We start from the raw sequence: 22489 nt of genomic DNA on the forward strand, positions 1-22489 counted from the left end.
AGCTTGTTGTTAAGATGGAATTATAGATAAAATTACGTTCCTTAATTAAGTCTAAAGGTGTAGGGCGACGCTTCCGCGAAAAAAGTAACTATCCTTCATAAAATATCTTTCGCTTGTATCAAAACGCCTATTTTTGTTTTTAAGTAACAATCTAACCTGTTTTACCTTATGAAAATTATTATACATGGCGGCTTTTTCAGCGAATCGGGTACTAACCAGGAGGTGAAGCATGCTAAGCAGGAAGCCCTAAAGCAAATTGTGCAGCAGGGGTATGATTATCTGCAAACGCACACCGCTACCGAAACAGTGGTTTACACGGTTAGCTTACTCGAGAACAATGAGCTTTTCAACGCTGGTACCGGCTCCCAAATACAAAGCGATGGCTGCATACGTTTGAGCGCCTCGCTTATGGACGGCAGAACATTGAAATTTTCGGGTATAATAAACGTTGAGGAGGTCAAGAACCCTATTCTGATTGCCCAAAAACTGCAAGCTGCAGAAGACAAGGTTTTGAGCGGCAAGGGTGCCCAGCAATACGCCCGTGAGAATGGTTTCGATTATTATAACCCTGAAACACCTCAACGCCGGCAGGAATACGAAACCAAGCTTAATGACTCGATAAGATTAGGCACCGTTGGCTGTGTAGCACTTGATGCTGATGGCAACCTGGCTGCAGCTACTTCAACCGGTGGTAAGGGCTTTGAAATGCCCGGTCGTGTAAGCGATTCGGCTACGGTGGCGGGCAACTATGCCAATGGTGTAGCGGCTATATCCTGTACCGGAGTAGGCGAGGATATTGTAAGCGGTGGTGTAGCTACCAAAATTGTGACCCGCGTGAGCGACGGTATGACTTTGCAACAAGCTACTGAAAAAACTTTAACTGAAATGAAACCTTTTGACGGCTTTGTCGGTATAATTGGGCTTACCGCAGCAGGCGATATTTATTATGCTGACACTCACCCTTATATGGTGTGGGCATCGTATGACGAGAATATCAAAGTATTTAGTTAAATTACACTTTAATTGCTTTGCGTTTACTAAAATAGCGGTAATTTTACTTGCTAATTAATTTAAAGAAACTCAACAACAGCTCAATGAAAGTATTGTTACTTGCTTTTTTTTGTACCATTGCTATGTCGGCCTCGGCGCAGTTTTGGCCCTTTGCCAAACACCCACGTTATCCGTTGATTGCCGAAACTAAAAGTCGGCCATTCCGTTTACCGGCCGCTCAGCTAAAAGGTAATAAGATAAGCCGTGTTGAAATAGGACAAACCCCATACAGCCTAAAGCTTACCGAGCGTATAGTAATGAAAACTGCACAGCACCAAATGCGTTTCAGGGAGTATGAAGATGCCAGTTACAGTTTTAACGAACTGGCTAAAATATACGTGCAGCAAAACAAGTTGTCGCAGGCTAAATGGTTTTTTCTGCAAAGTAATAACCTTTCGCGCCAGCAAAGTAATGATCGTTTAACCATTGCTAATTTAATGGAACTATCTAGCGTAAAATCGGCCATTGGCGATTTTGCCTTGGCTCAACAGGATCTGGAAGAGGCCCGCACTATGGCCACGGCACATAACTGGCAAGATGATGTTCAATCGGTTAAAAAGCGGCTGGACTTGTTGCAATTAAACAAACTGGCTGCTTTAAAGCCCGCTGTTGGTGTTAACAGTCAGGCTGCTTTATAATTAAGCCTAAAAATATTTAATGAAGGCCTGGTTTAATCCAGGCTTTTTTGTTTAGGGAAGTCGATTAGCATAAGGTTAAGTAAGAGCTGGTTCTCCTTTAAAAGTCACAGTAATAACATTCCTGTTAGTATTAGGTAAATTATAACCACTTACCAAACATTGTATCCTATATTTACATTAGTATATTACGAGACAGCTAAAATGCTGTCTCTTTTTTATTTACTTTGGCAATTGTATAATATAGGCACTAATATTGATGTTTTATAATCTACCAGATATTAAATTAAAACCGGTTAAAGAAATGTTTAAAAAGTTATATATGTTCCTGGTGTTGGGCGCCGCTTTGGCTTGCCAGGCTTCAACCCCGGGTGCTGAGAAGGTGGATGGGTCAAATAATCTCCAGCCCGATCAGCAACAAAGCGTGGTGGCCAAAGAAGTAGCCTCGCTTATTTCCAGTTATAATTACAAAAAAGTTGCGCTGAACGATTCGTTGTCCGAAGTGGTATATAACCGCTACGTAAAATCGCTTGATGATAACCGTAATTATTTACTGGCATCTGACGTTAAGGATTTTGAGCGTTTTAAAACTACGATTGACGACGACCTGAAAACCGGCAACCTGAATAACGTTTTCTATATTTTTAACGTTTACCAGAAGCGCTACCTCGAGCGCATCAATTACTCATTAGCGCAACTGGATAAGCCATACGATTTTAATACTAACGAAACCTTTACTTACGACCGGGAAAAGCAGCCTTGGGTATCATCAGAAGGTGACATGAACAAGTTGTGGAGCCAGCGCGTTAAATATGACCTGCTGAACCTTAAACTGGCCAATGCAGACGTTGCCAAGAATAAAGAAACCTTACGCAAGCGTTACCAAAATTTGCTTTCGCAGTCCAAAAAAATATCCAATCAGGATGTTTTCCAGTTGTTTATGGATGCCTTTACCGAATCGGTAGATCCGCACACCAACTATTTTAACCCGGCCAACGCGGCTAATTTTAATATCGAAATGTCGCGCTCGTTAGAAGGTATCGGCGCTTCGCTGGCATCAGAAAACGAGTACATCACCATAAAAACTATTGTAGCCGGTGGCCCTGCCGATAAAAGCAAGCAAATTAATATTGATGACCGCATTGTAGGCGTGGCCCAAGGCAAAGCCGGCGAGTTTCAGGACGTAGTGGGCTGGCGTATAGAGAATGCTATAGCCTTAATACGCGGCACCAAAGGTACTACTGTACGTTTACGCATATTACCAAAAGGAGCAGGAGCTGGCTCAAAGCCTAAACTGGTTGAAATGGTGCGCGAAAAAATTGTGCTGAAGGATCAATTGGTTAAAAAAGAGATACGTACCTATAACTCCAATGGTAAAACCGTTAAAATTGGGGTAATTAACGTACCGGCATTTTATATTGATTTTAATGCTTACCGTGCAAAAGATCCTAACTATCAAAGCACCACCCGCGATGTTAGACTAATTTTAGACACCCTTAAACGCGCAGGTGTAGATGGTGTGGTTTTAGATTTGCGTCAAAACGGCGGCGGCTCGCTGATTGAAGCCATTGAGCTTACTGGTTTATTTATAAAGAATGGCCCTGTAGTACAAGTACGTGATACACGCAACCGTGTGGAAGTGAACGAAGACGAAGATCCGGCTGTTGCTTACGCTGGTCCGCTTGCCGTGTTAACCGATCGCTTTAGCGCTTCAGCCTCTGAAATCTTTGCTGGTGCCATTCAAGATTATGGCCGTGGTTTGATCATTGGTACACAAACTTATGGTAAAGGTACCGTGCAAAGCGCTATTGAACTGGACAAGGTCATCAATCCATCTATTAAGGAAATGATTACCACTGCCATGAACAAAAAATCATCTGGCACGGGTGCAGAGTCTAAATTTGGACAGTTAAATTTAACCATCGCTAAGTTCTATCGCATCAGCGGCAGCTCAACACAGCACAAAGGCGTATCGCCAGATATAAGTTTCCCATCTGTTATCCCGTTAGATAAATATGGCGAGGATACCGAGCCATCAGCTTTACCATTTGATATGGTTCAGAAAAGTGCTTATACCAAGGTTGGCGATCTGAGCAGTGTGATTCCGCAGCTAACCAAGCTACATGAGCAACGTATGGCTAGCAACCCCAATTACAAGTATATGCTGGAAGACATTGCCGACTATAAAAAGCGCCAAAGCGAAACCAGCGTAACCCTAAACGAGGCCGACCTTAAAAAAGAACGGGATTCAGAAGAACAAAAGACCTTTGAACGCAACAACCTGCGCCGTACGGCGTTAGGGCTAGCTCCTCTTAAAAAAGGTGCAACGCGTCCTAAAAACGAAGACTTGGATTTTCTGAAAATGGAAGCTGGCCAAATTATGACCGACTATATAAACCTGGAGAAATCCAACCGTTACACTAACGTAATACCGCAACAACCGTAAGTTTTACACTATACTGAACAAAAGACGCCCGCTTGCCGGGCGTCTTTTGTTTATAAGGAATTGTTCGGACAAATTATTAAAGTTAGTGGAGGCTGATTTTGCAAAAAAAGTTGAGTGTCTGGAACAAATTGTAAGCGTGCGTAACTATCCTTTACATCAAGGAGCAACGATAGAGGTTAAACCCTGTACAAGCCGCAATCTGTGATCTACGGTATTGCTTCGTTACTTTACCAACTTATAGTTTCTATATTCACTAACCCTCCAGCCGGTCCAATCTTCAATTTTTTGAAGTATGCGGCGACGGAGCGACATTTTCTTTTTGAGTTGTTCGGGGTCTATCTGTAACTTCCAGTTTTGAGCTTTAATGCGGCGTTGCATCACGGCCGGGTGTGTGCCTTCAAAAGCCAGCAGGCGGTCTGCATTCTTAAAATCAAATTCAAACTTTTCGGGCAGGTTTTCAGCTATCCAGGTGTCATCATGGTAAAACTGATTAAAATTACGCAGTTTGCTTTCCAGTCCTTTAGGTGGTTTTACCCATCCATAATGATAAATATAAGCGTCAATCAGTTTTACGTTAATCTTGCGGTCGGCCCATCTGAAACCTTGGGCATCCCGGTAAGCGTGGATGTTTTTATTGTTGCGCAGAACCCTTATCTCGCGACGGTACCATCGGCGCGAATGCGCGTAGTAATCGTACGAGCCATAAAAGTGCTGGTATTTAAACAACAAGCCTTCAATAGCCTTGTCGTTTAAGTTAGCTTCCATCTCCTGTTGAATAACCGGCAAATACTTTTCGTGTACCACTTCATCCCCCTGTATGTAAAAGGCCCAGTCGGCATCGGGTGAAATAGCGGCAAAGGCTTTATCCGTTTCGGCGGCAAACACCGATCCTCCCTCGCGTAAAGATTCATCCCAAACGGTATGAATGATCCTGATCTTAGGTGAATTGATACCTTTAATCAGTTCTTCGGTATCATCTTCACTATTGCCCAGCGCTACTACAAATTCGTCGCAAATGGATAGTATAGATGTAATGGCTTCCACAACGGGGTAGTCATTTTTTACCGCATTGCGGATAAAGGTAAAACCTGCTACTTTCATGAGCTTATAAAACAGATTGGTAAACTTTTATAGTGTTTTGCACACAAGCATCAAAGGTAAACAAAGCAAGCCTTTCATTTCCCCTTTGCTTCAGCTGCTGTTGTAAATTTTCATCGCCAAGCACCTGTGCAGCTGCCTGTTCTATATCGGCAGGTTGCAAGGGGTCAAAATAGATGGCCGCATTGCCGGCAATTTCTGGCAAACAGCTGCTGTTACTGCATATCACCGGGCATTGGTTGGCAAAGGCTTCCAACAAGGGCAAGCCAAAACCTTCATGCAGCGAAGGGAAAGCAAATAATTTAGCCTGCCGGTATAACTGCTGCAACAGCATATCGGTAACATCCATTTGCTGGCATTGTGTGCCAATGCGTTGTTGATGGAATAGCTGCAATTCGGCATTAGTAAAAGCCTTACCGCCCGCGCAAACCAGTTTAAGCTGGGGGTTAGCCTGTAAAAGCGGACTTATGCCTTTCACAAACAAGGGGAAGTTTTTATAGTGCCAGCGCTCTCCCACAAACAACAGGTAATTTTGGGGCAGTGTTACATTCTCTTTAATTAAGTTATCGGTTGAACCGTCCGGAGCTAGGTAGCCATGATACACCACGTGTATCTTATTAGCCAGCTGCGGGTATACTTTTATTATATCACTTTTGGTAAACTCTGATATGGCAATCAACGCATCTGCCCGTTCCATCACCAGCTTTTTTCGGGCAATTACCTCCGTTGCATCCGGAAAGTATTCGGGGTATAGCTCATGTACCATATCATGCACAGTAACTACGCAGGGCTTTTTAAGGTATTTAATAAAGTAGGGGTCGTAATAAGTAGGATGAAATACGTCGAAGGCGCGTGTTTTAAAACTCCAGCGCGAAAAGCGTCTGTTCCATTTGTAATACTTATTTAACTTTCCCTTCCATAAACTTTCACCCAGGTTGTTATTTAGCAGGAATGCGTCATGCTTAACATATTCGTTCTCGGCATATAGCGCGGTAATAGCGCTTTGATGGCCCGCAGACTGTAAGCCACGATGCAGGTTGGCAAAGTAGCGGGATATGCCCCCGTATTTTTGTAGTGAAAAAATCTGATGATCGAACAGTACTTTCATACGTGTGCTTTAATAAAAGTTACTGCCCGGCCTGCTTTGCTCTTTGCGGCGTTTGTATAAAAAGCGCAGGTACATTAACCAGCCCATACTTTTTTTAATGATCTGGGGCTTATCGTGCTTGAAAGCCTCATCATTAGCCACTGCCGAAAAGCCGGTTAAGTTGTACCAGGCCACTGGTATGTCTACATATTGTTTTTTGATAGATTTATCACCCCATACCTGTAAGTTCAGCGCATAATCGGCATAAATGCGGTACTTTAAACTGTATTGGTATTTTTGAAACACCTTGGCAGGATAAAATATGGATTGATGGTTTATGCAGTACTTAGCTAACCGATATGCCGAAAACTCGCCTGTAAACAGCGGCCCTTCGGCTTTGGTGTTCCCATAATATATAGTGTCCTCGTCTTTCAGTTGCTGTGCCATTGCGCTAAAGCCGGTAAGCAGGCGGTCATCGGCCCCTAAAAAGTACAGCCATTTGCCGGTGGCCAGCCCGGTGCCCTTGTTCAGCGCATCGTATATGCCTTTATCGGGTTCGCTTACCCAGCGGTTAACGTATGCATTATACTGTTGCAAAACTGTAATAGTATCATCGGTGCTCCCGCCATCTACAATAATCACTTCAATAGCCGGGTAAGCCTGTGCTGTAATCGAATCCAGACAGCCAGGCAAATGTGTTGCTGCATTATAAGTAGCTATAATAATGCTTACCAGCGGTAGTTGCTGGTTTTGAACGGTACGGCTGCCTCCCTGCCTCATGTTAAACGGCTTTAAACATAAACTGATAAATTAAGCTATTTTTGCACAAACATACGGCATGCCTATCAGTATTGATGTCATAATTCCTTCTTTCCGGCTAACACCGGCTACTTTATTGCCTATACTAAAGTTAGGAAGGCCTGCCGATACGCTTATACACTTCTTTTTAATTGCCGATAACCCTACACTGGTGCCTGATGCCGGCATAGCAGCCCTGGTAGATAATGAAACGGTTAGTTTGATTATTAACGAAAATAATTTGGGCGCATCGGCCACCCGTAACCGCGGCATTGAAGCTGGTAAAGGCGACTGGATTTTGTTTTTGGATGACGATATCGAAGTAAATCCGGACTTATTGCTTACTTACGCAACCGCCGCACAGCAACAATCGCATGAAATTGGCTTTATTGGATTAGTAACTATGCCCCCTGCACCCACAGCTTTTGCCCGGGCGGTTTATGCTAATGGTTCAATGGCTATTTTTGGTGCAGCGCAGCATAATGAATACTTTGCCTGGGGAGCATCAGCTAATATTATGGTGAAGCGCAGTGCTTTGGGAGATGTGCGATTCTCATCAGCTTATCCTAAAACGGGTGGAGGCGAAGAGGTAGAGTTTTTTTTGCGTATACGCGCACAAAACGGATTTGCTAATTATCGCTGCTTGCCCCATGCACAGGCCGAGCACCCCTGGTGGAACAATGGGCGGGCAGACTACACCCGCTTTTATCGTTATGGTATAGGTAACAGTTACCTAGCCCAACGTAATCCGGCTTACCGCTGGTACGATTTTTTGAACACACCCGAAACCTTGTTTTGTATAGTGGTAGCGGTATTTGTGGTCCACTTTTTTTACCGGCCTGTTGTGAACTATGGCTTATTCTTTATAGCAATTAGTTTATTTGCGGAATATATAACCAACATAATGCGAGTACGGCGCAATAACAAAAGGCTGTCTTTCGGAACCGCCTTTAACGTTATGCGCTTGCGCTTGGTATATGAATGGGGAACGCTGATTGGTAACCTCAAAAGATTCCGGTTAGCCGGACTGGGTGAACGTTTCAGCTATGATGGCAGCACCAAGGCCCGGCACTTCAGGCTTAACCGTTACAAGATTGTAAAGCTGGCTATTTACACTTTGGCTATTATAGCTTTAGTAATATACAGGCACCGTTAGCGGTAAAAAACTAAACTTCGTGGTAGCCGCTGGGGCAGTAAGTAAGTTTATCGCTTACGGTTTTTCGGTAGATGAGCTCGTTGGGCAAGAAGTTGCCCCTATCATGCCAGGGATGAAAGATGTGATAGCTGATAGCCGCCATTTTAAGGCGCTTTTTCAGGACACCAGCATTAATAAGGCGCGCACCAAATTCGTAGTCTTCCCAGCCCCAACCCTCAAAATCATTGTAGTATCCGTTTATCTTAATGTAATCGGCGCGCCAAAAAGCCAGGTTGCACCCCTTTACATTCCAGGAGCTGCGCGGATCGGGCTTAAAGAACATGGACAACAAGGGTATACGTACCGCATTAAAACGGCTGTATAAGCCTTGCGACAGGGAGTGGAAGTTGACTTGTTTAGTTTGGAGTATTTCTTTAGTCTTGGCTTCGGTAAGCATGGTGCGGCTACCTTGCATAAAGTATCCTTTGCGGGCGGCACGCTCATGATCGGCTACAAACTTGGGGTTAACAATAATGTCGCCATCAATTTCAATTATGTAATCCGCTTCAGACAATTTTACAGCTTTGTTTAGTATTAAACATTTCCGAAAACCCTTGTCTTCCTGCCAGGCATGCTTTACAGGAACGGTAAATAGTTTCCGGTAATGATCAATCAGCACTGTGGTTTCCGGGCGCGAGCCATCATCTGCAATCAGTATTTCATCGGGCATGCGCGTTTGGCGCAGCAAACTCAAGATTACCAACTCTAAAGCCTCAGGCCAGTTATAGGTTGATATGAGCACTGCTACCTTGAGCCTGTTTTTGCCCACTATTGGGGTGTGTTGTCCATCCTGCGCCATTGTAGGTAGCAAAGATACAAAACACCACCTGATTAGTATAGGGCACTATAGTAACAAGGCAGCTTGTTAAATACGATATAAAATAAAACAGGCAACCACCGTTAAGTACTTGCCTGTTTTTAAAATATATGATAGAATTTAGCTATTCATGATTTCCTCGAGATGCTCAGCCTCTAACGGAATGCCTGCCATTAAATCGACATTGCCACCTTCGGTTATGAGGATGTTATTCTCCAGGCGGATGCCCAGGCTTTCTTCCGGTATATAAATGCCAGGTTCGCAGGTTAATATGTTACCCACCTCAAATGGCTTGTAGCGGCTGGCAAAGTCGTGTACATCCAAACCAAGGTGGTGTGAAGTACCATGCATAAAGTATTTTTTATACAAAGGTGCTTTGGAGTCTTGTTTTTCCACGTCGTGGCGGTCAAGCAAACCCAGGCCAATTAGTTCGCCTGTCATGATCTTGCCTACTTCATCATGATATTCATTCCAAACTGTTCCGGCCACTATCATTTGCGTAGCCTGCTTCATCACCCTCAGTACCGAGTCATATACCTGTCGCTGGCGCGAAGTGAAGCGGCCGCTTACCGGTATTGAACGACTCATGTCTGCATTGTAATTGGCATACTCGGCTGCCCAGTCGAACAAAATTACATCGCCGTCTTTGCAAATCTGGTTGTTATCTATATAATGTAACACAATGGCGTTGTGGCCAGATGCTATAATAGGTGTATAGGCATGCCCGGTAGCACGCTGCCTTAAAAACTCATGTGTTATCTCTGCCTCAATTTCGTACTCCGCAACGCCGGGCTTTACAAATTTAAGTACACGGGTAAAAGCATCACGTGTAATATCGCATGCTTTTTGGGTCAGTTCAATTTCAACGGCCGACTTTACTACGCGGAGGTCTCTCATTATAGGAGCAGAGCGTTCATAATAGTGAAGCGGGTATTTGCTGCGCAGGTCTTCCAGGAATCGCAAATCGCGGTAAGGTACACCTGGCAGGAACCGGTCGTTCTCATTTGTATTGATATATATATGTTCTGCATAGTTTATAATACTGTGCAAAATTGCTTCAAAGTCATGCAACCAGTATACGCTTTGTATACCTGAAGTCATTTTCGCTTCGTCCTTTGTATACTTGTGGCCTTCCCATACCGCAATGTGTTCATTGGTTTGTCTTAAAAAGAGTACTTCTCTGTATAGTGGATTAGGACAATCCGGGAAAAGTAACAGTATACTCTGCTCCTGATCTATACCAGACAGATAAAAGAAATCGGCATTTTGTTTAAATACGAAAGTTTGATCTCCGCTACGTGGGTATTCGTCATTAGCATTAAAAAGGGCTATGGAATTGGGCTTTAATCGTGAAACGAAATTTTTTCTATTTAAAATAAATAAGTTGTTATCTATAGGTAGATATTTCATGAAATAAGTTCATTTAATTTTTATAAAACAAAATTTTGCATTTATTTGTCTCCAATATTAGTAAAATTGGAACGGTGTTTGGTAAACGATCAAACATAAGTACTAATTTTAATAAGTAAAATCACAATTAAAAATTGTTTAATCTTAAAACTATGAACTATTCTACATTAAAGAAAACAGTCGCGCTTTCTTTTGTATCTCTCTTAGCTGTTGGCGCTGCCAATGCTCAGTCTGATTCAACTGCAAGCACTACAACGACATCAACTGGTACCGCCAAAGTATTTGGTGGCAGAGGCCAGTACAACACCTGGAGCTTTGGCCTGAACGCTGGCGCTGTATCACCAGTTACTGCTATCGGCGGTACTCATGACTACACTGACTACGTTGTGTCATTAGGTTACGGTGCTTCATTAAAATGGCAATTAGCACATTCATTTGCTTTGCAATTAGATGCAAACGGTGGTAAAGTTGCTGGTAACAACAACAGCGCTATTGGTGGCGCACGTGACGGTTTCCGTTCTTACGATTCTCGTTTTTGGCAAGGAACTTTAAGTGGTAAAGTAAACGTTGCTACTATCGATTTCTTACGTCGTAAAAATTCAGTTAACTTCTTCGTTAACGCTGGTGCTGGTATGGTATGGTATAACCCACACTTCATCACTACTGGTGGTACTGAAGCTCGTTACACAAACGCTGATGGTTCTAAGCACTATGTAAAAAGCTTAGTAATTCCAGTTGGTGCTGGTGTTAAATTCCGTTTATCAGATGCTTGGGGCTTAAACTTAGGCTACAATGTTAACTTCACTGATGATGACAACTTAGACGCTCTGAAAAGAGGTTACCCTACTCGTGACCGTTACTCATATGGTTACGGTGGTTTAGAGTACACTTTCGGTTCAAGCTCAAAACCAAACTTAGAGTGGGTTAACCCAGTTGCTATGATGTATGACGAACTGTATGATGCAGCTTTACGTCAAGAAGTTGAAGCTTTAAAAGGTCGCGTTACTAACGTTGAAAACGCTGTTAACGACCTGAAAAAAGATTCTGACGGTGACGGTGTGTCTGATCAATTTGACAAATGCCCTAACACTCCTGCTGGTACAGTAGTTGATGGTGCTGGTTGCCCAATCAAATTCCCAACTGACTCTTTAGCTGGTAATGGTGCTGGTACTGCTCAAGCTTACTCAAACATCCAGTTTGACTTTGATAGCTCAGTGTTAAGAACTTCTTCTTACGGCGTATTAGATGCAGTTTCTGCTGATATGCGTTCAAACACTGCTAAATCTGTAACTTTAAACGGTTATGCTTCATCTGAAGGTACTGCAGCTCACAACCTGCGTTTATCTAAAGACCGTGCTAACTCAGTTAAAACTTACTTAGTAAACTCTGGTGTTGAAGCTCGTCGTGTTAAAGTAAAAGGTTTAGGTGAAACTAACCCAATTGCTGACAACTCAACTGAAGAAGGACGTGTAATGAACCGTCGTGTTGAGTTCTTGCAAAAATAATTTTAATAGAAATTAATACTTTGAAAAAGGCTCCGGATAACCCGGAGCCTTTTTTTATTACTTTTGTTTTATGTACTTCTTCCGCAAAAAGAACGATAACCGCCCAACCAGCTTTAACCTGAAGGTAATGCACATTATTAATGCAACAGCCATTATTATATTTGTGCTGGGCATTATCTGGAAGTTGATAGACTGGTTTATACTTAAAAAATAATGAGCACTATAATTAATACCACCAACGCACCGGCACCAATTGGCCCGTACAGCCAGGCTGTTTTAGCAGGCAATATGCTGTTTGTATCAGGTCAGATTGCATTAGACCCTGCGTCGGGCGAACTGATTCTGACTGACATCCCTACGGAAACCACCAAGGTGATGGAAAATATTAAAGCCATTTTGACAGAGGCAGGACTCGAATTCGGCAATGTGGTAAAAAGCAGCATCTTTTTAAAGGACATGGGCGATTTTGCCAAAGTGAATGAAATCTATGGCTCATACTTTAGTAGCAACTTCCCTGCACGCGAAACTGTACAGGTAGCGGCCCTGCCTAAAAATGTGAACGTTGAGATTTCGGTTATTGCCTATAAAGGCTAAGCAGTTATATATCGGTTAACGTTGAACGCGTCAGTATTTCAAACTCCTATTGATTATTTAAAAGGTGTAGGCACAGCCCGTGCCGAAGTTTTAAAAAAAGAACTGGGTATATTTAGTTATGAGGATCTGCTGCGGCATTACCCGTTTAAGTATATTGACCGTACGCGCTTTTACAAAGTACGCGATATAAATCCAGAACTACCCTACGTACAAGTTATAGCTCGCCTAACCCATAAAGAAATAATAGGCGAAAAGCATACCAAGCGTTTAATTGCACATGTACAGGATGATACAGGTGTAATGGAATTGGCCTGGTTTCAGGGTATAAAGTGGGTGGAAAAAAGCCTTATAGTAGGTAAGGCTTACATTATTTTTGGCAAGCCGGGCATGTTTAACGGCAAGCCGCAAATGGCTCACCCCGAAGTGGAGCCTTACTCGCCCGAGGCGCTTAAACGCAAAGGGAATATGACTTTGCAACCGGGTTACAATTCAACTGAAAAGCTTAAAACGTTTTCACTTGATAGTAAAGGTTTGCAAAAACTGGTGGCTATATTGCTTGAGCAGTATGCAAAAGACATACATGAGAACCTGCCACTTTACATTCTTCAAAAGTTCAGGTTGATGGGTAGGGCAGAAGCATACCGCCAAATTCACTTTCCCGAGAGTCCAGACTTGTTGTTTGAAGCTCAGCACCGGTTAAAGTTTGAAGAACTTTTCCTGATACAATTACGCCTGCTCAAAAATAAGCTGCTACGCACCCAAAAGTTTAAAGGCAATATATTCGGCAGCGTTGGCGAATCATTTAATACCTTTTACAATCACAAAATACCATTTCCGCTTACTAATGCCCAAAAGCGGGTGTTAAAGGAAATAAGGTTGGATACCCAACGCGGCGTACAGATGAACCGCTTGCTACAGGGCGATGTAGGCAGTGGTAAAACCGTAGTGGCTTTAATGAGTATGCTGCTGGCTATTGATAATGGATTCCAAACCTGTATGATGGCTCCAACAGAAATTCTGGCCAATCAGCACTATATATCTATCAAAAGCCTTTTAGGGGATGACTTTTTAGAGGTAGCGTTGTTAACCGGCTCTACCAAAAAGAAGGACCGCAAGGTGATCCATGAAAAGTTGCTAAGCGGCGAACTCAAGATTTTGATAGGAACGCATGCGCTCATTGAGGATGCCGTTCAGTTTCAAAACCTGGGCTTTGTGGTAATTGACGAGCAACATCGCTTTGGTGTAGAACAGCGTGCCAAATTGTGGCGCAAAAACACTATCCCGCCGCATGTGCTGGTAATGACGGCAACCCCCATTCCGCGTACGCTGGCCATGACTTTGTATGGTGATTTGGACGTATCCGTTATTGACGAACTGCCTGCAGGCCGTAAACCCATCGAAACCTTGCATTTTTATGAAACCCAGCGCCTGCAAATGTTTGGCTTCATGAAACGCGAGATTTCCATAGGCAGGCAGGTGTATGTAGTATATCCGCTAATTCAGGAAAGCGAAAAGCTGGATTTGAAGAACCTGATGGATGGTGTGGAAACCATGTTGCGTGAATTCCCGCCGCCGCAGTATCAAATCAGCGTGGTGCATGGTAAGCTCTCCGCCACTGATAAGGATTTTGAAATGCAGCGCTTTGTAAAAGGTGAAACACAGATTATGGTGGCTACTACCGTAATTGAGGTAGGTGTTAACGTACCGAATGCATCTGTAATGATTATTGAAAACGCCGAACGTTTTGGCTTATCGCAGCTGCACCAATTGCGTGGTCGCGTTGGCCGGGGTGCCGAGCAATCATATTGTATTTTAATGAGCGGTCAAAAGCTGAGCCGCGAAGGCAAAGTACGCCTTGAAACCATGGTTCGCACCAATAACGGGTTCGAAATATCTGAAATTGATCTTCAACTGCGCGGCCCGGGTAATATTGAAGGCACCCAGCAAAGCGGCGTGTTAGATTTAAAATTGGCTAACCTGGCTACCGACCAGGAATTATTGCTACAGGCACGCAAAGCTGTTGAAGATATTTTTGCGCATGATCCGCAACTGACCCTGCCCGAAAATCAAGTCCTGCATCAAGCTTCTCAGGCAAAAAATGGCGGCCTGAGTTGGGATAAGATTTCCTAATTGCTATCTTAACGGCATAAAACATCTCTTTTCATGAAATTAAAAGCTACCGTCCTGTTCTTAGTGGCTGGTGTGGGTTTGTCCATATCTGCAAACGGACAAACCGATTCTGTTATGATGCGCAAGATTTTTGATGAAGCGCTGGTAAACGGCCAGTGTTATGAAAACCTGCGCTACCTGTGCAAAAAGATCGGTTCGAGACTGAGTGGCTCAACAGGTGCCCAAAAATCAGTTGAATGGAGCAAGAAGCTAATGGACGGCTATGGATTCGACCGCGTTTACCTGCAAGAGGTAATGGTGCCGCATTGGGAGCGCGGCGCAAAGGAGCAGGGGATTATAATTAGCGGCAATACGCGCACACCTGTAGCGCTGGCATCACTGGGCATGTCGGTAGCTACGCCAAAAGCCGGCATTACGGCCGAGGTGGTTGAATTGCAAAGCGTGCAGGAGCTGCAAACTTTAGGCGAAGCCAAAATAAAAGGAAAAATCGTGTTTTTTAACCGCCCGTTTGATGAACGCTTTATCGAAGCAGGATCGGCCTACGGTACAGCCGGCGATCAGCGTAATGTTGGCCCCGGCATGGCGGCTAAGTATGGCGCTGTAGCAGTCATTGTTAGGTCGCTTACAAGCGCGCTGGACAACTATCCGCATACGGGTGGCACCAACTATGGTACTAACCCTAAGATAGCCGCAGCAGCGTTGTCAACAGTAGCAGCGAACAAGTTAAGCAGCTTGTTAAAGCAGAAAGGTTCATCGCCGGTAAAGTTTTTTCTGAAAACCAATTGCCAGATGCTGCCTGATGTTTTATCGTACAACGTAATTGGCGAAATTAAAGGAACCGAGAATAACAATAAATACATATCTGTAGGCGGTCACCTCGATTCATGGGATTTAGCCGAAGGCGCACATGACGACGGTACCGGTGTAATGCAGTCGGTTGAGGTGTTGCGCATATTTAAAGCGTTAGGCTATAAGCCAAAAAATAATGTGCGTGCCGTGTTTTTTATGAACGAGGAGAACGGCCACAAAGGTGGTATCAAATATGCAGAGCAGGCTTTAAAAGATAAGGAAGAGCATATTGCAGCTATTGAGACGGATGAAGGCGGCTTTACACCAAGGGGCTTTAGCTTTGAGCGTGCTACGCCTGCCTTTCTGAACGCGGTAAACCAGCAATGGAAAAAGCTTTTTGAACCGTACGAAGCCGACAGGATGGTAGCAGGCGGCGGCGGTACGGATATCGGTCCGCTACGCGAAACACATCCTAACATAGCGCTTATTGGTTTCCGGCCGGATTCGCAACGGTATTTCGATATTCACCATACGCCTAATGATGTGTTTGAGAATGTGAACAAACGTGAGCTCGAATTAGGCGCTGCGTCTATTGCGTCGCTCATCTATCTGATTGACCAGCACGGTTTGAATTTTTAAACCAAGGTTGCATTGTGGAGAGTGAGTAGTTTGAAGTAAAAGGTTTATAATGAGATTTCAGAATACATTATCGGTTATACTGCTTTTTGTATTTAGCGGCCTCTTTAGTTGCAATAGTAATACCTCGCAAAAGGTAGCCGACCGCAAAATGCCCATTGGTAACAGTATAAAAACTGAGAACCAAAGCGAACCAAGTGGCGATATAACCGGCCCTGAACAGAAGTATACTGATAAGGATTTTAAAGAGCATGTAGGTGATTGTTTTGAAAGAAGCAAGTATACCCTGCCCTACCAAGGTACTATCAATCCTGAAAAAGCCAACTATAAGATTCTTCCTTGCGAAATTGCTGGTGTAGATGATTTCCTTTGTGAAAACAAGGGTTTAAGGTATATTTCGCTACCCGACTTTGAAAAAGTTAATGTAGTACTGGTTCCGATGGACTGTGGCGACTTTAGCTACCGCTATTACCTGCTTACTATAAATGATAAGAAAGTTGTTGCTAACCAGTATGTGGAAGGTGAGTGGTTTGAGCCGGATGATGATCGTTATAAAGAACTTACCACATTTTCTATTGACAAGAATTACAAGATATCAATAGTGACTAACCAAATTGAAAACGGCAACGCTAAGCTTAAAGAAAAATTGACTTACCAGTTAATGTCTGATGGAAAGCTCCGAAAAAATTGAAAAAGGTAAGATCATATTATCGAAATTGACTGGGCAATGCTTTATTTAAACGCCATAAATGTACTTAATGAGAAAAACCCTAACCTTAACATTAATTGGAGTAATTGCAATTGGCTCGATTTATGCCTTGGTTCATTATATCAAGATGGACGGATTTTCGTTTGCGTGGATCCTGAATTTCCTTTTAATGTTCTTTATGATTCTTTTTACCGACACATTAAAAAGTCAGCTCACTTCTTCTTACTTTAAAGACAAGAAATGGGAAAGACGTGGGAAAGTATACGAAGGTTTTGGAATAAATCTGTTCAGAAAGTTCCTGGTTTTGATTGGCTGGGAAAAGCTTACACGAAAAACCAACCCGATCGAGAATAATACTAAATCCTTGATGAATTTATATTACCAAACAAAAAAGTCTGAACTGGACCACTTAATCATCTTACTTATAGTTTTAGGATTTAACGTTTTTGTTGCATTCAAATTCGGAGTTGTGAAATCTTTGTGGCTACTCCTGTTAAATGTTTTATTACACCTTTATCCAATTTTCCTCCAACGATATAATAGGCCACGAATTGAAAGGGCCATAAATTTAAGTACACGGAAGTAAAATCTTTACCGCTACCAGATGGGGCATACCTTAATATCATGAGTGAGCATACCTGTAATTTTGAAGTTGTGCTTACAGATCTTCAATGGTAATAAAGGCATGTTAGTAACCTGCTTTAGATAACATTTATAAAACAGTTTACTATGTAGCCATAGGAGATTAGTGGAAAAGAATTTATAAAAAAAGCGCCTTTCTAATTAAGAAAGGCGCTTTAGTAGCCCGTAGGGGAATCGAACCCCTGTTTCCAGAATGAAAATCTGGCGTCCTAACCCCTAGACGAACGGGCCAAATAATAAGTGGTCGGTATCAAGATATGATTAAAGTTGACCATTCCTTTAATCATCAAAGTAGCCCGTAGGGGAATCGAACCCCTGTTTCCAGAATGAAAATCTGGCGTCCTAACCCCTAGACGAACGGGCCAAATATAATTGGCATTCTAAAGTTGGTTTCGGTTAACCTATAATATTAACTTAATGCCCAACACAATAGCTTAAACCAAAGAACAATCCCTTATTTTGGGACTGCAAAGATAGACGTTTATCTGAAAAAGTAAAAAATATTGGTTAAAAAATGTTTAAATTTTTTATGTGTAAGCTTAAAAGGGGGTATATGAAACAAAAGGATGAAAAGATTATTTTTACTAATGTCATCCACAAGGCTTGCTGCCTTGTGTTAACACAATGACCTATCCATTATGAAAGCCGTATGGAATAACCACGTAATTGCCGAAAGCGATCAAACCATTGTTATCGAAAACAATCATTATTTTCCGAAAGAGAGCGTTAATTCCGATTTTCTTCAATCTTCAGATACCCACACTACCTGTCCCTGGAAAGGATTGGCTTCTTATTATACATTAGAAGTTGAAGGCCAGCAGAATAAGGATGCTGCCTGGTATTACCCCGAACCTAAATCGGCTGCGGCTGAGATAAAAGATTATGTTGCCTTTTGGAAAGGGGTAAAGGTAAGCGAATAATGAAAGTATATGATGTAATTGTTATTGGTTCGGGGCAGGCCGGTAGTCCGCTGGCACGTAAAATGGCCAAGGGTGGGAAAAAAGTGGCCATTATAGAGAAGCGTTGGGTTGGCGGTACCTGTGTAAATGATGGTTGTACACCAACCAAAACCATGATAGCCTCAGCTCGCGCGGCTTACCTGGCCGGTAGGTGTGATAATTTGGGCGTGCATATTGATGGTTTTAGTATAAATATGCCTCAGATTAAAAAGCGCAAGGATGATATTGTGATGCACTCGCGCAGCGGCAATCAAAAAAGTTTAGAAGACGATCCTAACATAGACCTTTTGTTTGGCGAAGCCAGTTTTACCGGCCCTAAATCAGTTAAAGTTAAATTGAACGAAGGAGGTACTGAGGAATTACAGGCCGAATGGGTCTTTATCAATGCAGGCTTGCAAACTGTTGTGCCTGATGTTGATGGACTGCAGAACATCGATTACTTAACATCAACCAGTATACTGGAACTCGAGACCGTGCCTGATCATATTTTGGTTATAGGAGGTAATTATATAGGATTGGAGTTTGGGCAGATGTTCAGACGCTTTGGAAGCCAAATCACCTTATTGGAACGTGGCCCACGCATTATGAGCCATGAGGATGAGGACATAGCTACCGAGGTCAATCATATTTTGGAAGAAGAGGGAATTGCTATTCATGGCAATGCGCAGGCTAAAAAGTTTGAAAAAAACGCTGATGGTAAAATTTTAGCCACGCTTGATCTGGGCGGCCGTACAGAGCAACTCGAGGTTTCTCATGTACTTGTAGCGGCGGGCCGCGAGCCGCAAACCAAGGCGCTTAATCTCGACGCTGCAGGCATAGCAGTGGACGATAAAGGGTATATAAAGGTTGATGAAAAACTGCAAACTAACGTGCCTGGCGTTTATGCGTTAGGCGATATAAAAGGCGGACCAGCGTTTACCCACATCTCCTACAACGATTTTACCATAGTATGGCGCAACCTGCTGCAAGGTGAGGATTTAACCACTAACGGTCGTCCGCTACCTTACTGCATGTTTACTGACCCTCAACTGGGTAGGGTGGGTATAAGCGAAAATGAAGCTAAACAACAGGGCTTAAACTATAGAGTTGCTGTGTTGAAGATGGAAAACGTAGCCCGTGCTGTTGAGGTAGGCGAAACCCGGGGCCTGATGAAAGCCGTTGTAGATGCCGATACCAAGCAGATATTAGGCGCAGCCATATTAGGCGAGGAGGGCGGCGAAATCATGACTGTTTTACAGATGGCTATGGAGGGCGGTATAACTTATGACCGGATACGGTATTGTATTTTTGCACACCCTACTTATAGCGAATCGCTTAATAATCTGTTCATGAAATTGGATGATTGAGGTAAGATCCTGAAACGGTATTAACAACAAAATGTACTGTCGCTGTGCAAAATTTGGTGATTGTTCTATGTAAGCTGCTTTTGGTATAATATCGTTATATTTAGCCATGATTAAGGTCCAAAACCTAAGTAAGCATTACGGCCAAACCAAGGCCGTTGATGATCTGTCGTTTGAGGTTGCGGAAGGCGATAACCTGATTTTGCTGGGTACCAGCGGTTGCGGAAAAACTACCACCTTAAAAATGCTGAACCGTTTAATTGAGCCTAGCAGCGGTAAGGTGTATATTAACGGACAAGACATAACCAAACAACCCGTAGAATTATTACGGCGTAATATGGGTTATGTATTGCAAAACAATGGCTTATTTCCTCATTATACAATTGCCGAAAATATAGCTGTTGTTCCTAAATTGTTAAAATGGGATAATGAGCGCATCAATAAGCGTACGCAAGAGCTTCTCAATAAGCTGCATCTTCCTAACGATCTTTTAACAAAATATCCAAACCAATTAAGCGGAGGCCAGCAACAACGTGTTGGCCTGGCGCGTGCACTGATGGCCGATGCGCCCGTATTATTAATGGACGAGCCGTTCGGCGCATTAGACAACATTACCCGCGCACAAATACAGGCTGAGTTTAAAGAGCTGGACGAATTAAAGCGCAAAACCATAGTAATGGTAACGCATGATGTACAAGAGGCTTTTGAACTGGGTAACCGAATAGCGTTGATGAATAAAGGGCGCCTGTTGCAAATAGGTACACCGGCCGAATTACTGTTTAAGCCGGCTGATAAATTTGTAAAAGATTTTTTGAACGCGCAACGCCTGCAGTTAGAACTAAAAGCCATTACCCTGCAAGATATATGGGAACTATTACCACCCGCAACTGATATATCGGGTGCTGATGTTAACCTGCCATCAACCTGTAGTATGTGGATGGCTATGGAAGTACTTAAAGGCAATACCGAAAAGGTGTTAATTGTACCGCCGCCGGCTATCGAGGCTAAAACTATAACTTTTGAGCAACTCATGACGGCTTATCACCAGTATCAAGTAAACCTACCGGTATGAACGAGCAACAGCAAACGTTATGGCAGTTTATGCAGCAACAGTCGGGCAAGTTGTTTACCCAAACACTTGAGCATATAGGGCTAACCTTCGTTTCTTTACTAATTGCCGTAGTTATTGGTTTGCCGCTGGGTATACTTATTGCGCGTAAAAGGAAATTGTCGGGCACGGTATTGGGTATTGCAGGAGTGCTGCAAACAATTCCGAGCATTGCCTTACTAGGGTTTATGATACCCTTGTTGGGTATAGGCGCAAAGCCGGCTATTGTGGCTTTGTTTTTATATGCCCTTTTGCCTATCATCCGTAACACTTACACTGGCATAACCGGGGTTGATGCTGCGGTAAAAGAGGCGGCTTTAGCCATGGGTATGAGTATAAAACAAGTGCTGCTTAAGGTAGAATTGCCCTTGGCTATGCCTGTTATATTAGCCGGTATACGCACTGCTACGGTAATTAATGTAGGCGTTGCTACCCTTGCATCGTACATAGCTGCCGGCGGATTAGGTGAATTTATCTTTGGGGGCATATCGCTCAACAACAGTAATATGATACTGGCCGGTGCCATTCCTGCAGCGCTATTGGCTATCCTGTTCGATTTGCTACTGTCAGCTTTGCAAAAAACTAGTTTTAAAAAATTTAAAGTTGGCTTGTATGCCTTACCGGTTATAGCGCTCCTGTTGGCCTCTTTCTACTTAATTCCGTCTGCTATGGGCACTAAGCTAACGGCCGGTTTTACACCTGAGTTTATGGGGCGACAAGATGGTAACCTTGGATTGCAGCAAAAGTACGGCTTAAAAATGCACACGATCGTGATTAACGATGCCGTGATGTATAAAGCCGCTTATGAAAAGCAACTTGATGTTATTAGCGGTTACTCTACCGATGGCCGCCTGAAAGCTTATAACTTAATGGTGTTGGATGATGACAAAAACATCTTTCCGCCCTACTACGCAGCGCCTATAGTAAGGCAGGATGCCTTGGCGAAGTTTCCGGAACTGGAAAAGACACTTAATCTGCTATCGGGCCATATTAATGATTCGGTAATGACGGAGCTAAACTACCGCACCGACTACCTGCACCAAACGCCCGAACGTGTAGCCAAAGATTTTTTAGTTGCCCATCATTTATACAAACCCAGCCAAAACGGCCGTGCTGGGGGTACCGTGCGTATTGGCTCCAAGGTTTTTGGCGAACAATATATTTTGGCTAGTATGTACAGTATGCTGATTGAAGGCTACACGCCTTATACTGCATCAACCAAAACCGGTTTGGGCGGTACAAAAATTTGCTTCGATGCACTAACCAATAACCAAATAGACTTTTATCCCGAATATACCGGCACCGGTTTATTGGTATTACTGCAGCCTTCAGTCAAGGTGGTGAATGAGGTGGGGGCAGACCGGGATAAAACTTACCAATATGTGCAGCAGCAGTTTAAACAGCGTTACCATATACAATGGTTAAAACCAATAGGCTTTAATAATGCGTATGCTTTAATGATGCGGAAACAACAATCTGATGACCTTAACATCAAAACAATTACCGACCTGAAACGCTTTTTGGATAGTAATAAATAG

General features: G+C 43.2%; 20 protein-coding genes and 2 tRNA genes. 15 read left to right on the forward strand and 7 right to left on the reverse strand.

Annotation, left to right across the window (positions count from 1 at the left end; genetic code table 11):
* The first annotated feature begins 168 nt into the window (after positions 1-168).
* From ABDD94_RS02450 to ABDD94_RS02460, 3 genes are all read left to right on the forward strand, one after another.
* A complete protein-coding gene (locus tag ABDD94_RS02450; RefSeq protein ID WP_345954531.1) occupies positions 169-1011 on the forward strand; it encodes an isoaspartyl peptidase/L-asparaginase in 843 nt (280 codons plus the stop codon).
* An 83-nt stretch (positions 1012-1094) separates the two neighbouring features.
* The gene (locus ABDD94_RS02455) at positions 1095-1688 is read left to right on the forward strand and encodes a hypothetical protein (protein ID WP_345949399.1); all 594 of its coding nucleotides are present in this window, start codon (positions 1095-1097) and stop codon (positions 1686-1688) included.
* Between the two features lie 301 nt (positions 1689-1989).
* The gene (locus ABDD94_RS02460) at positions 1990-4131 is read left to right on the forward strand and encodes a carboxy terminal-processing peptidase (protein ID WP_345954532.1); all 2142 of its coding nucleotides are present in this window, start codon (positions 1990-1992) and stop codon (positions 4129-4131) included.
* Positions 4132-4353: 222 nt separating this feature from the next.
* On the opposite strand, the gene ABDD94_RS02465 is transcribed toward ABDD94_RS02460, so the two are convergent.
* Genes ABDD94_RS02465 through ABDD94_RS02475 form a run of 3 tightly spaced genes read right to left on the reverse strand, consistent with a single transcriptional unit; the run spans position 4354 to position 7096 of the window.
* Entirely contained in the window at positions 4354-5232 is an 879-nt protein-coding gene (locus tag ABDD94_RS02465) for a glycosyltransferase family 2 protein (protein ID WP_345954533.1), read from the reverse strand.
* A 4-nt stretch (positions 5233-5236) separates the two neighbouring features.
* Positions 5237-6337: a glycosyltransferase family 1 protein gene (locus tag ABDD94_RS02470; protein ID WP_345954534.1), complete on the reverse strand. Its 1101-nt coding sequence runs from the start codon at positions 6335-6337 to the stop codon at positions 5237-5239.
* A gap of 9 nt (positions 6338-6346) precedes the next feature.
* Positions 6347-7096, reverse strand: coding sequence for a glycosyltransferase family 2 protein (locus ABDD94_RS02475; RefSeq protein WP_345954535.1), 750 nt, complete (start codon positions 7094-7096; stop codon positions 6347-6349).
* 58 nt (positions 7097-7154) lie between these two features.
* Between ABDD94_RS02475 and ABDD94_RS02480 the strand changes: the two genes are divergently transcribed.
* A complete protein-coding gene (locus ABDD94_RS02480; protein ID WP_345954536.1) occupies positions 7155-8270 on the forward strand; it encodes a glycosyltransferase in 1116 nt (371 codons plus the stop codon).
* Between the two features lie 10 nt (positions 8271-8280).
* On the opposite strand, the gene ABDD94_RS02485 is transcribed toward ABDD94_RS02480, so the two are convergent.
* On the reverse strand, positions 8281-9108 hold the full coding sequence (locus ABDD94_RS02485; protein ID WP_345954537.1) for a glycosyltransferase family 2 protein: 828 nt from the start codon (positions 9106-9108) through the stop codon (positions 8281-8283).
* A gap of 138 nt (positions 9109-9246) precedes the next feature.
* On the reverse strand, positions 9247-10536 hold the full coding sequence (locus ABDD94_RS02490) for an aminopeptidase P N-terminal domain-containing protein (RefSeq protein ID WP_345954538.1): 1290 nt from the start codon (positions 10534-10536) through the stop codon (positions 9247-9249).
* A 152-nt stretch (positions 10537-10688) separates the two neighbouring features.
* On the opposite strand from ABDD94_RS02490, the gene ABDD94_RS02495 reads away from it, so the two are divergent.
* The 7 genes from ABDD94_RS02495 (at position 10689) to ABDD94_RS02525 (ending at position 17485) form a co-directional block, all read left to right on the forward strand.
* Positions 10689-12041 carry an OmpA family protein gene (locus ABDD94_RS02495; RefSeq protein WP_345954539.1) on the forward strand — a complete coding sequence of 451 codons (1353 nt, stop codon included), beginning with the start codon at positions 10689-10691 and terminating at the stop codon, positions 12039-12041.
* Between the two features lie 70 nt (positions 12042-12111).
* On the forward strand, positions 12112-12255 hold the full coding sequence (locus tag ABDD94_RS02500; RefSeq protein ID WP_345954540.1) for a DUF6728 family protein: 144 nt from the start codon (positions 12112-12114) through the stop codon (positions 12253-12255).
* A complete protein-coding gene (locus ABDD94_RS02505; RefSeq protein ID WP_345954541.1) occupies positions 12255-12635 on the forward strand; it encodes a RidA family protein in 381 nt (126 codons plus the stop codon). The genes ABDD94_RS02500 and ABDD94_RS02505 overlap by 1 nt, the downstream gene beginning before the upstream one ends.
* A gap of 21 nt (positions 12636-12656) precedes the next feature.
* A complete protein-coding gene (gene recG / locus ABDD94_RS02510; RefSeq protein ID WP_345954542.1) occupies positions 12657-14765 on the forward strand; it encodes an ATP-dependent DNA helicase RecG in 2109 nt (702 codons plus the stop codon).
* Positions 14766-14798: 33 nt separating this feature from the next.
* Positions 14799-16193, forward strand: coding sequence for a M20/M25/M40 family metallo-hydrolase (locus tag ABDD94_RS02515; protein ID WP_345954543.1), 1395 nt, complete (start codon positions 14799-14801; stop codon positions 16191-16193).
* A gap of 49 nt (positions 16194-16242) precedes the next feature.
* Positions 16243-16881 (forward strand): hypothetical protein, encoded by a 639-nt coding sequence (locus tag ABDD94_RS02520; RefSeq protein ID WP_345954544.1) that lies wholly within the window; start codon positions 16243-16245, stop codon positions 16879-16881.
* Positions 16882-17077: 196 nt separating this feature from the next.
* Positions 17078-17485: a hypothetical protein gene (locus tag ABDD94_RS02525; RefSeq protein WP_345955975.1), complete on the forward strand. Its 408-nt coding sequence runs from the start codon at positions 17078-17080 to the stop codon at positions 17483-17485.
* A 215-nt stretch (positions 17486-17700) separates the two neighbouring features.
* Here the strand turns inward: ABDD94_RS02525 and ABDD94_RS02530 are convergent.
* Both ABDD94_RS02530 and ABDD94_RS02535 read right to left on the reverse strand, forming a co-directional pair.
* Positions 17701-17772, reverse strand: a tRNA-Glu gene (locus ABDD94_RS02530).
* Between the two features lie 61 nt (positions 17773-17833).
* Positions 17834-17905: transfer RNA gene (locus ABDD94_RS02535), tRNA-Glu, on the reverse strand.
* Between the two features lie 274 nt (positions 17906-18179).
* On the opposite strand from ABDD94_RS02535, the gene ABDD94_RS02540 reads away from it, so the two are divergent.
* The 4 genes from ABDD94_RS02540 to ABDD94_RS02555 all read left to right on the forward strand — a co-directional run bounded on the left by ABDD94_RS02540 (position 18180) and on the right by ABDD94_RS02555 (position 22489).
* Entirely contained in the window at positions 18180-18461 is a 282-nt protein-coding gene (locus ABDD94_RS02540) for a DUF427 domain-containing protein (protein ID WP_345949384.1), read from the forward strand.
* Complete coding sequence (locus tag ABDD94_RS02545; protein WP_345954545.1) at positions 18461-19846, forward strand: mercuric reductase; 1386 nt, start codon at positions 18461-18463, stop codon at positions 19844-19846. The genes ABDD94_RS02540 and ABDD94_RS02545 overlap by 1 nt, the downstream gene beginning before the upstream one ends.
* Positions 19847-19952: 106 nt before the next feature.
* Positions 19953-20915 (forward strand): ABC transporter ATP-binding protein, encoded by a 963-nt coding sequence (locus ABDD94_RS02550; RefSeq protein ID WP_345954546.1) that lies wholly within the window; start codon positions 19953-19955, stop codon positions 20913-20915.
* Positions 20912-22489, forward strand: coding sequence for an ABC transporter permease/substrate-binding protein (locus tag ABDD94_RS02555; RefSeq protein WP_345954547.1), 1578 nt, complete (start codon positions 20912-20914; stop codon positions 22487-22489). The genes ABDD94_RS02550 and ABDD94_RS02555 overlap by 4 nt, the downstream gene beginning before the upstream one ends.

The organism is Mucilaginibacter sp. PAMB04168, from assembly GCF_039634365.2.
Classification (GTDB): Bacteria; Bacteroidota; Bacteroidia; order Sphingobacteriales; family Sphingobacteriaceae; genus Mucilaginibacter.